Raw genomic sequence first — 8,369 nt, 5'->3', positions numbered from 1 at the left:
GTGCTCGGGCTGCTGGCGTTGATGCTGCTGATCGAGGCGCGTAAGGATGCCCGGATGCGGGACGGCGAGCTCGTCCTGCTGGCCGATCAAGACCGGGGGTTGTGGGACCGGGGGCTGGTGGAGGAAGGGCAGGCTCTCGTCCGGGAGTGTTTGCGGAGGAACCGGCCGGGGCCGTACCAGATCCAGGCGGCGATCAACGCGGTGCACAGTGATGCGGTTCGGGCGGAGGACACCGATTGGCGCCAGATTTTGCAGTTGTACGACCAGTTGATGGTGGTCGCGCCGACGCCGGTGGCGGCGCTGAACCGGGCCGTGGCGGTGGCCGAGGTCGAGGGCGTCGAGGAGGCGCTGGCGGTGGTGGACGAACTCGACCTCGGGCAGTACTACCTGTTCCATGCGATCCGTGCTGATCTGCTGCGGAGGCTCGGGCGGGGTGTGGAGGCCGCGGCGGCTTATGACGAGGCGATGGAGCGGACGGAGAACGAGGCCGAGCTGGCCTTTCTGAGGGGGCGGCGGCTCAGCGTGAGCGGTTGAAGGTCTGGCCTGCGACCAGCGCGCCCAGGGCGATGGTGAAGCCGACGATCTGCCAGGGTGTGAGCGTCTGCCCGAGGATCAGCAGCCCGGCCATGGTGGCGACCATCGGGTTGGTGAGGCCGAGCAGGGACACGGAGGTGGCGGGCAGCCGGTCGATGCCGCGGAACCACAGCGCGTACGCGATCGCGGTGCCGACGAGGCCGAGGTAGGCGAAGCCGAGGACGTTCTCGCCGGTGACGGTGGAAGGGGTGCCCTCGACGGCGAAGGTCAGCGGGGCGAGGGCGAGGCCGCCGACGGTGAGCTGCCAGCCGGTCATCACGAGCGGCGACTCGGGGCGTCCCCACTTCTTGGCCAGCACGATCGCGGTCGCCATCAGGGACGTCGCGGTGAGCATGGCGCCGATGCCGGGCGGGTCGAGGCGGGCCTCGGAGCTCAGGGTCAGCAGCGCGACGCCGCCGGTTCCGGCGAGCGCGGCGTACAGGACGGCGCGGGCGGGGCGGACGCGCAGGACGCCAAGGGACAGCAGCGCCACGATGAGCGGCTGGACGGACCCGATCGTCGCGGCGACCCCGCCGGGCAGCCGGTACGCGGCGAAGAAGATCAGCGGGAAGAAGGCCCCGAAGTTCAGCATGCCGAGGACGATCGACTTCCACCACCACTCGCCGCGCGGGAGGCGCCGGGTGACGGCGAGCAGGATCAGCCCGGCGGGCAGCGCGCGGAGCGTGGCGGCCAGCAGGGGGCGGTCCGGGGGGAGGAGCGTGGTGGTGACGACGTAGGTGGTGCCCCAGCTGGCCGGGGCGAGCGCCGCGAGGGCCAGGTCGGTGGTGTAGCGGGTCCGCTGGACCTGCGGGAGGGCGAGGGCGGCGGTCAACGTGATCACCTCGACGTTCGGGGGCCCGGGCGGGCCTTACGCGAACATCAAGTGTATGAACGTTGAGATTATTCCCGTTGAAGGAAAATTAGGCGGTGCGGAGGCGGCTGATTTCGTAGAGGGCGATCCCGGCGGCGACGCCCGCGTTGAGCGACTCGGCCCGGCCCGGCATCGGGATCGTGACCAGCAGGTCGCAGGTGTCGGCGACGAGGCGTCCGAGACCCTTGCCCTCCGAGCCCACGACCAGCACGAACGGCCCGTCCGCGACCTCCAGGTCAGTGACGGCGGAGCCGCCGGACGCGTCGAGCCCGGCGACGAAGCAGCCCGCCTTCTGGTACGCCTTGAGCTGCCGCGTGAGGTTCGTGGCCTGCGCGACCGGCACCGTGGCGAGCGTCCCGGCGGACGACTTCCACGTCCCGGCGGTGACCCCGGCGGCCCGCCGCTCCGGCACCACGACCCCGGCGGCGCCGAACGCGGCGGCGGACCGGACGATCGCGCCGAGGTTGCGCGGGTCGGTGATGCCGTCCACCGCGACGATCAGCGGCGCCGAGCCGGTGAGCAGGTCGTCGGGGTGCGCGTACCGGTACGGCCTGACCTGCAGCGCGATGCCCTGGTGGACGGCGCCGTCCGTCATCCGGTCCAGCTCGTTCTTCCCAGCCTCCAGGAGCGGGATCCGGCGGTCGGCGGCGATCTGGATCGACTCGCGGACGCGCTCGTCGGTGCTGGACATCACGTAGAGCGTCGTCCCCGGAACCCCGGCGCGGAGCGCTTCGACGACCGGGTTGCGGCCGGTGACCAGCTCGGGGACCTCGCCGGTGGCGCGGCGGGCGCCCGCCGGTCGGCCCGCGGGCCGCTCCCGGGTCTCGGCGGCGGCCTTCGCGCGGCCGCCGGGACCGAGCGTCGGGGTGCCGGTGCGCTTGGCGCTCTTGACGGCGCGGGCCTTCTGGCGCTTGCCGTGCCAGTGCCTGTCCTCGGCCTTGGGAGTCGGTCCCTTGCCCTTGCTCTTGGCCATGATCGGTACGCCCCTCGCGACGGTCAGCGGTTCGCCCGCCCTCGCGGCTGCCGGGGCGGCTCGGTTCTCGGCGGGACGGCGGCGAACCCCCGCGAACGTCCAATTTTATCCGCCGCCCGGCACCGGCCGGGCCGCGTCAGCCGCGCTTGAGCTCCCAGCGGGCGCCCTGCGGGGTGTCCTCGACGACGATCCCGGCCTCCGACAGGCTGTCGCGGATCGCGTCGGCGGACGCGTAGTCCTTGCGCGCGCGCGCCGCCTGCCGCTGCTCCAGCGCCACCGCGACGAGCGCGTCCACGACGGGACGGAGATCGTCCTCACCGGCGCGGTTCCACTGCGGGGACAGCGGGTCGACGCCGAGGACCTCCCCCATCGCCCGGACGTCCGCGAGGTGGCGGCGCACCGCGTCACGGTCACCGGACGCGAGCGCGCTGTTCCCCTCCCGGACGGTCTCGTGCAGCACCGCAAGGCCGGTCGGGACGCCCAGGTCGTCGTCGAGCGCGGCGGCGAACGCGGCCGGGACGGCGGGCGCGGGTGCGACCGCGCCGACGAGCTCCGAGGCCCGCGTCGCGAAGCCCTCGATGCGCTGGTAGGCGGAGACGGCCTCGGCCAGGGACGCGTCCGTGTAGTCCATCAGCGACCGGTAGTGCGCCGAGACCAGGTAGTAGCGCACCTCGACGGGACGGGCCTTGCCGAGCAGGTCGGGCAGCAGCACCACGTTGCCGACGGACTTGCTCATCTTCTCGCCGTCCACCGTGAGCAGCCCGTTGTGCAGCCAGTAGCGGGCGAACCCGTCACCGGCCGCCCGCGACTGGGCGATCTCGTTCTCGTGGTGCGGGAAGATCAGATCGACGCCGCCGCCGTGGATGTCGAACACGGGCCCGAGGTACTTGGTCGCCATCGCCGAGCATTCCAGGTGCCAGCCGGGACGCCCGTCGCCCCACGGCGTCTCCCAGCACGGCTCGCCGGGCTTGGCGCCCTTCCAGAGCGCGAAGTCGCGCGGGTCGCGCTTGAGCTGCTCGTTGGGGGTGTCGCCCGCGGACCGCATGTTCTCCAGCCGCTGGTTCGACAGCTCGCCGTACTGGTCGGCCCACGACTTGACGTCGAAGTACACGTCGCCTCCGACCGCGTACGCGTGGCCCTTGTCGATCAGCCGCCGCATGAGCGTGATCATCTCCGGGACGTGCCCGGTGGCGCGGGGCTCGATCGTCGGGGGCAGGCAGCCGAGCAGGTCGTAGCCCTGCGTGAAGACCCGCTGGTTGCCCTCGGCGACCGCGAACCACGGCACGCCCCGGTCCGCCGCCACCGCGATGATCTTGTCGTCGATGTCGGTGACGTTGCGGGCGAAGGTGACCTCGTAGCCGGACGCGCGCAGCCAGCGCAGGAGGACGTCGTAGATCACGCCCGAGCGCAGATGACCGATGTGCGGGGACGCCTGCGGGGTGGCACCGCACACGTACATCCCCACGCGGCCCTCTTCGAGAGGCTCGAACGTGCGGACGCTACGGGTGCCGGTGTCGTAGAAGCGCAGACTCACGAACCCAGGTTATTGGAATCGGGCCTACCGCGGAGCGCCCGGCGCGACAAGGACGCCATGCCAGTTGCTGATACCCCCATGCCATCGGGTTAGGGCGCGGAGAACACGGCGTGCAGCCTGCTGGCGAAGGCCTCCGCCTCCTCCCCGAAGCCGCCGTGGTCGCCGGGGTACGTCTCGGCCGTCGTGCCGAGCCGCTCGGCCAGCGCGTGTGCCGCCCGATGCGGTGGCTCACCAGCGGACTTCTCCCCCGCGACGAGAACGATCCGCGTCTGGGAGCGGCGCAGCGTGTCGACGTCGGGCACCCAGCGTCCGAAGCCCGGGACCTCGTAGCCGACGAAGAAGTCGGTGTTCTTCTCGAAGCGCGCGAACATCTCCAGCATCTCCGGGTCGGGCGCGCCGGCCCCGTGACCGGCCGAGTCGTGGTCCTGGTCGTGGTCGTCCGGGTCGCCGCCCATGCCGAGGCCCGCGCCGAACGTCTCCATCGCGGGGCCGACGCCGCCGTCACGGTACGCGCGCTCCACGTCCGCGATCACCGACTCCCAGTGGTCGGGGTCAGGCAGGAGCATGAGCAGCGACGGCTCGTGGGCGACCAGCGTCCGCACCTGCTCGGGATGCCGCTCGACGAGCGCCAACCCGATCTGCGCCCCCGAGCTGTTGCCGAACACGAACGCGGGTTCGCCCGGCGACACCTCCGCGAGCAGCCGGGACGCGTCGTCGGCGTGGACGTCCACGCGCTGCGGTTCCGGCGGCCCGTCCAGCGCGCTGCGCGAGTTGCCGCGCCGGTCGTACGTCACGACCGTGTACCGGTCGGCGAGCAGCCCGGCGAGCCCGGCATAGCCCGCCGCGTCGTAGATCCCGCCGCAGATCAGCAGCAGGACGGGTCCGGAGCCGCGCACCTCGTAGTGGAGGGTCGCGCCCGGGACGGCAAGGGTTCGCACTGTCGTTTCCATCGGAATGTCCTTATCGGTTGAGCCGGGCGGCGCGGGATTCCAGGTAGCGCCGCTCCGGAAGGCTGGTCGTGATGCGGGCGGCCTGCCGGTACGCCTCCCGCGCCGCGTCCGCGTCGCCCGCCATCTCCAGCAGATGCGCCCGGACGGCGGCGAGCCGGTGATGCCCGGACATGCGGTCGTCGTCGGCAAGGGGCCGCAGCAGATCGAGCCCGGCGGACGGGCCGTCCACCATCGCGACCGCGACCGCCTCGTTCAGCGTGACCATCGGGTTCGGCGACTTCGACTGGGTCGAGAGATGCGACAGCAGCCGGTAGAGGGCGAGGATCTGCGGCCAGTCGGTGTCCTCCGGCCGCGCCGCCTCCGCGTGGACGGCGGCGATCGCGGCCTGCAGCTGGTATGGGCCCGGCGGCGACCAGGTCAGCGCGTCGGTGATCAGCGCCGTGCCCTCGTCGATCGCGTCCCGGTTCCAGAGCGTCCGGTCCTGCTCGGTGAGCGGGATCAGCAGGCCGCCGTCGCCGCTGCGGGCCGCGCGGCGCGCGTCGGTCAGCAGCATGAGGGCGAGCAGGCCGGAGACCTCGCCGTCGTCCGGGAGCAGCCGGTGCAGCGCGCGGGCCAGCCTGATCGCCTCCGAGGTGAGGTCGGCGCGCTGCAGGTCCGGTCCGCTGGAGGCGGTGTAGCCCTCGTTGAAGATCAGGTACAGGACGTGCAGGACGGCCCGCAGCCGCTCGTCCCGCTCCTCCGGCGGGGGCGGCGCGAACCGCGCCCCGCTCGCCTTGATCTTCTGCTTGGCGCGGCTGACCCGCTGCGCCATCGTGGCCTCCGGCACGAGGAACGCGCGGGCGATCTGCACCGTGGTGAGGCCGCCGACGGCGCGGAGCGTCAGCGCGACCTGCGACGGCGGCGACAGCGCCGGATGGCAGCACAGGAACAGCAGGGTCAGCGTGTCGTCGCGGTCGCCCGGGCGGTCGTCCTCGCCGGGCGGCGGGCCCGCCTCGTCGCCCCGCTCCTTCGTGAACACGGCCGCCTCGCGGTCGCGGCGGGCGCGCTCGCTGCGCCACTGGTCGGTGAGCCGCCGCGTCGCGACGGTCAGCAGCCAGCCGCGCGGGTTCTCCGGGACGCCGTCCTCCGGCCACTGGACGGCGGCGGCGAGCAGCGCTTCCTGGACGGCGTCCTCGCAGGCGTCGAACGCCCCGTGCCGCCGGACGAGCGTGCCGAGGACCTGCGGCGCCAGCGTGCGCAGCAGGTCCTCGACGGCGGCCGGGACCGTCACATCTCCGTCCCGGAATCGTTCATGATCGCCCGGACCTCCATGCGGCCGCCGAACCGGACGTCCGGCCAGCGCTTGGCGATCTCCACGGCCCGCTCCTCCGACTCGCAGTCGACGGTGAGGTAGCCCGCGAAGTGCTCCTTGGCCTCCAGGAACGGCCCGTCGGTCACGGCGGGCTGCCCGCCCTTCGCCACGACGTTCTTGGTGGTGGACGGGTCGGCCAGCGCCTCCCCGCCGACCCACTCGCCGGACTCCGACAGCTCCTTCATGAGCCCGTCGACCTCGGCGAACAGCGCGTCGCGCTCCTGCTCCGTCAGCTCCTCCACGAACCCGGGCCGGTTGAAGATCAGCAGCATGTACTTCACGGTCGTGTCTCCTTGTGTCGTTGATGCGCGCCCTGCGCGGGACGCCCGTCACCCATGGATCGGAGCGGCGGGCGCGTTCTCGACATGCCCTCGACGTCCCCGCGGAAAAATCTTCAGGGAAGTTCGGTCAGCTCCCTGACCTGGTGACATAGTGCCGTGAATGCCATGGCGTCCGGCATCTGGGCCGCCACGGTCAGCAGATCCGTCCACCCGGCCGCCGCGCGCACGATCACCAGGCCGTTGTCGATCTCGACCTCGCGGACGACCGGCCAGGGCAGCCGGTCGCCGTCCTTCTCGATGCCGCGCAGGTCGACGGTGAACGGCCCCATCCGGACGGACTCCCCCGCCTTCACCGCCGCCAGGTGCCGCGGGACGATCCTCGCCGTGATCTCCTCGGCGACGGCGATCCCGAGGGCCCGCACGTCCGGGATGTCGTCGCCGAACCGCAGGACGCGCCCGTCCTCCGCGACGATCGTGACCGACCAGCGGGTGCGGTCGTCGGGCTCGTCCCGGACGCCGGAGACGGTGACCGACGTCAGCTCGTCCCACGTGTAGCCGGTCCTGCCGCCGCGCCCCGAGACCGACAGGCCGCCGGTGTGGAGGACCACGACCCGGCCGCGGACGGCCGGACGGGCGTGCCCGACGATCCAGCCGACCGCGCCCCCGTATCCCATCGCGATCACGAGCGCCGGAACGCCCACCCACCACACGCGGGCGCGCAGGTAGAGGATGGCCACCGGCACGAGCGACAGCACGGCCGGGACCAGCAGCGCGAGCCAGGCCCATGTGCGACGGCCCGCGGCCCGCCCGTCGAACCTCCGGACCGGCTCACCGAGACGATCCCCCGAATTCACGACCCCGCCTCCCTGGAGGCGACCCGCTGCTCCCGAAAGGGTCGGCTCGATGATCCTCGCTTAGCTGCGGTCATCAAACGCTGCCCATCTGGGGGACGACCCCCAGACCCCCGAGAGGGTCGGCTCGATGATCCTCGCTTCGCTGCGGTCATCAAGCCTCCTCTCCGGATGTCGTCGTCCATACCGTACGTCGATGCCCATATCGCTCGCAGCGCGATGTGATCATCTGGAATGGACGAGCCGCCGCCGTCCGCGCTGGCTAATCTCCCCTGAGGACCCTCACAGGCGCGACTTTCCCCCGGAACGAGTGACATGGCATCTGATCCGACCCGGCCCTCCTTCACCCCGGTGCAGCGGCGGCTGCTCACCGCGCTCGCCGGCCTCATCGTCGCAGCGCTGGCGGGGGCCGCGTACGCGCTGACCTATGACGTCCTCCGCGACCTCGCCCGCTACGGCGGCGTCGGCGAGCGCTGGGCGCCGCTCTACCCGGCGATCGCGGACACCCTCACCGCGCTGACGATCCTGTCCCTCGTGATCACCCGCAACGCCCGCTGGTGGACGCGGCTGCTGCGCTGGGCGCTGCTGCTGCTCCTCATCGCCGGGGGCGCGGCCGTCTCCGTCCAGGACTCGGTCTGGGGTATGGCGGAGCTGCCCCGCGACTCGGTCCGCGCGGGCGTGGCGGTGGCGCCGCACATCATGCTGGTGCTCGGCGTGTGGCTGTGGCTGACGATGTTCAAGCAGATCCGCGTGGCGCGTCCCGTCGCGGAGGAGCCCGAGCCCATCGATCAGCGCGGCCACGTGAAGGTCCTCGAACCCGCCGCGCCCGGACCGCTCGCCCTGGAGGCCCCGGCCGAGTCCGGCGAGTCCGCCGAACCTGCCGAGCCTCAGCCGGAGTCGCCCTTCGACTTCCTGGACGAGCCCGAGCCGCTCATCCCCTTCACCCCCGAAGAGCCCGCGGCGCCGCTGGACACCGTCCCGGAGC

The 8,369-nt window shown here is 72.5% G+C and carries 9 protein-coding genes; 2 read left to right on the top strand and 7 right to left on the bottom strand.

What is annotated here, in order from left to right; all coding sequences use genetic code 11:
• Positions 1-534 (top strand): DUF6596 domain-containing protein (locus E1264_RS36250; RefSeq protein ID WP_347813442.1); only part of this gene is annotated, 534 nt, incomplete at its 5' end.
• Here E1264_RS36250 and E1264_RS36245 read toward each other — a convergent pair.
• The 7 genes from E1264_RS36245 to E1264_RS36215 all read right to left on the bottom strand — a co-directional run bounded on the left by E1264_RS36245 (position 518) and on the right by E1264_RS36215 (position 7,387).
• The gene (locus E1264_RS36245) at positions 518-1,405 is read right to left on the bottom strand and encodes an EamA family transporter (RefSeq protein WP_243711389.1); all 888 of its coding nucleotides are present in this window, start codon (positions 1,403-1,405) and stop codon (positions 518-520) included. The two genes, E1264_RS36250 and E1264_RS36245, sit on opposite strands and share 17 nt — an antisense overlap.
• An 88-nt stretch (positions 1,406-1,493) precedes the next feature.
• Positions 1,494-2,417, bottom strand: a complete 924-nt coding sequence (gene rlmB, locus E1264_RS36240) for a 23S rRNA (guanosine(2251)-2'-O)-methyltransferase RlmB (RefSeq protein WP_132180991.1) — start codon at positions 2,415-2,417, stop codon at positions 1,494-1,496.
• Between the two features lie 136 nt (positions 2,418-2,553).
• The gene (gene cysS / locus E1264_RS36235; RefSeq protein WP_132180989.1) at positions 2,554-3,951 is read right to left on the bottom strand and encodes a cysteine--tRNA ligase; all 1,398 of its coding nucleotides are present in this window, start codon (positions 3,949-3,951) and stop codon (positions 2,554-2,556) included.
• Between the two features lie 89 nt (positions 3,952-4,040).
• On the bottom strand, positions 4,041-4,901 hold the full coding sequence (locus E1264_RS36230; protein ID WP_132180987.1) for an alpha/beta hydrolase: 861 nt from the start codon (positions 4,899-4,901) through the stop codon (positions 4,041-4,043).
• Between the two features lie 10 nt (positions 4,902-4,911).
• Positions 4,912-6,171: a DUF6596 domain-containing protein gene (locus tag E1264_RS36225; RefSeq protein WP_132180985.1), complete on the bottom strand. Its 1,260-nt coding sequence runs from the start codon at positions 6,169-6,171 to the stop codon at positions 4,912-4,914.
• On the bottom strand, positions 6,168-6,524 hold the full coding sequence (locus E1264_RS36220; protein ID WP_207936711.1) for a YciI family protein: 357 nt from the start codon (positions 6,522-6,524) through the stop codon (positions 6,168-6,170). Before E1264_RS36220 ends, E1264_RS36225 begins: the two co-directional genes overlap by 4 nt.
• A 122-nt stretch (positions 6,525-6,646) precedes the next feature.
• Entirely contained in the window at positions 6,647-7,387 is a 741-nt protein-coding gene (locus E1264_RS36215) for a DUF6585 family protein (protein WP_132180981.1), read from the bottom strand.
• 312 nt (positions 7,388-7,699) lie between these two features.
• Here E1264_RS36215 and E1264_RS36210 point away from each other — a divergent pair.
• Positions 7,700-8,369 (top strand): DUF2637 domain-containing protein (locus E1264_RS36210; protein WP_132180979.1); only part of this gene is annotated, 670 nt, incomplete at its 3' end.

Source organism: Actinomadura sp. KC216 (genome assembly GCF_004348535.1).
Taxonomy (GTDB): Bacteria; Actinomycetota; Actinomycetes; order Streptosporangiales; family Streptosporangiaceae; genus Spirillospora.
This window is presented reverse-complemented; position numbering and strand designations above follow the sequence as displayed.

Excerpts from the sequence above, each read along its gene's own strand:
- rlmB (WP_132180991.1), bottom strand. The coding sequence starts at position 2,417 with ATGGCCAAGAGCAAGGGCAAGGGACCGACTCCCAAGGCCGAGGACAGG.
- E1264_RS36230 (WP_132180987.1), bottom strand. The coding sequence starts at position 4,901 with ATGGAAACGACAGTGCGAACCCTTGCCGTCCCGGGCGCGACCCTCCAC.
- E1264_RS36220 (WP_207936711.1), bottom strand. The coding sequence starts at position 6,524 with ATGCTGCTGATCTTCAACCGGCCCGGGTTCGTGGAGGAGCTGACGGAG.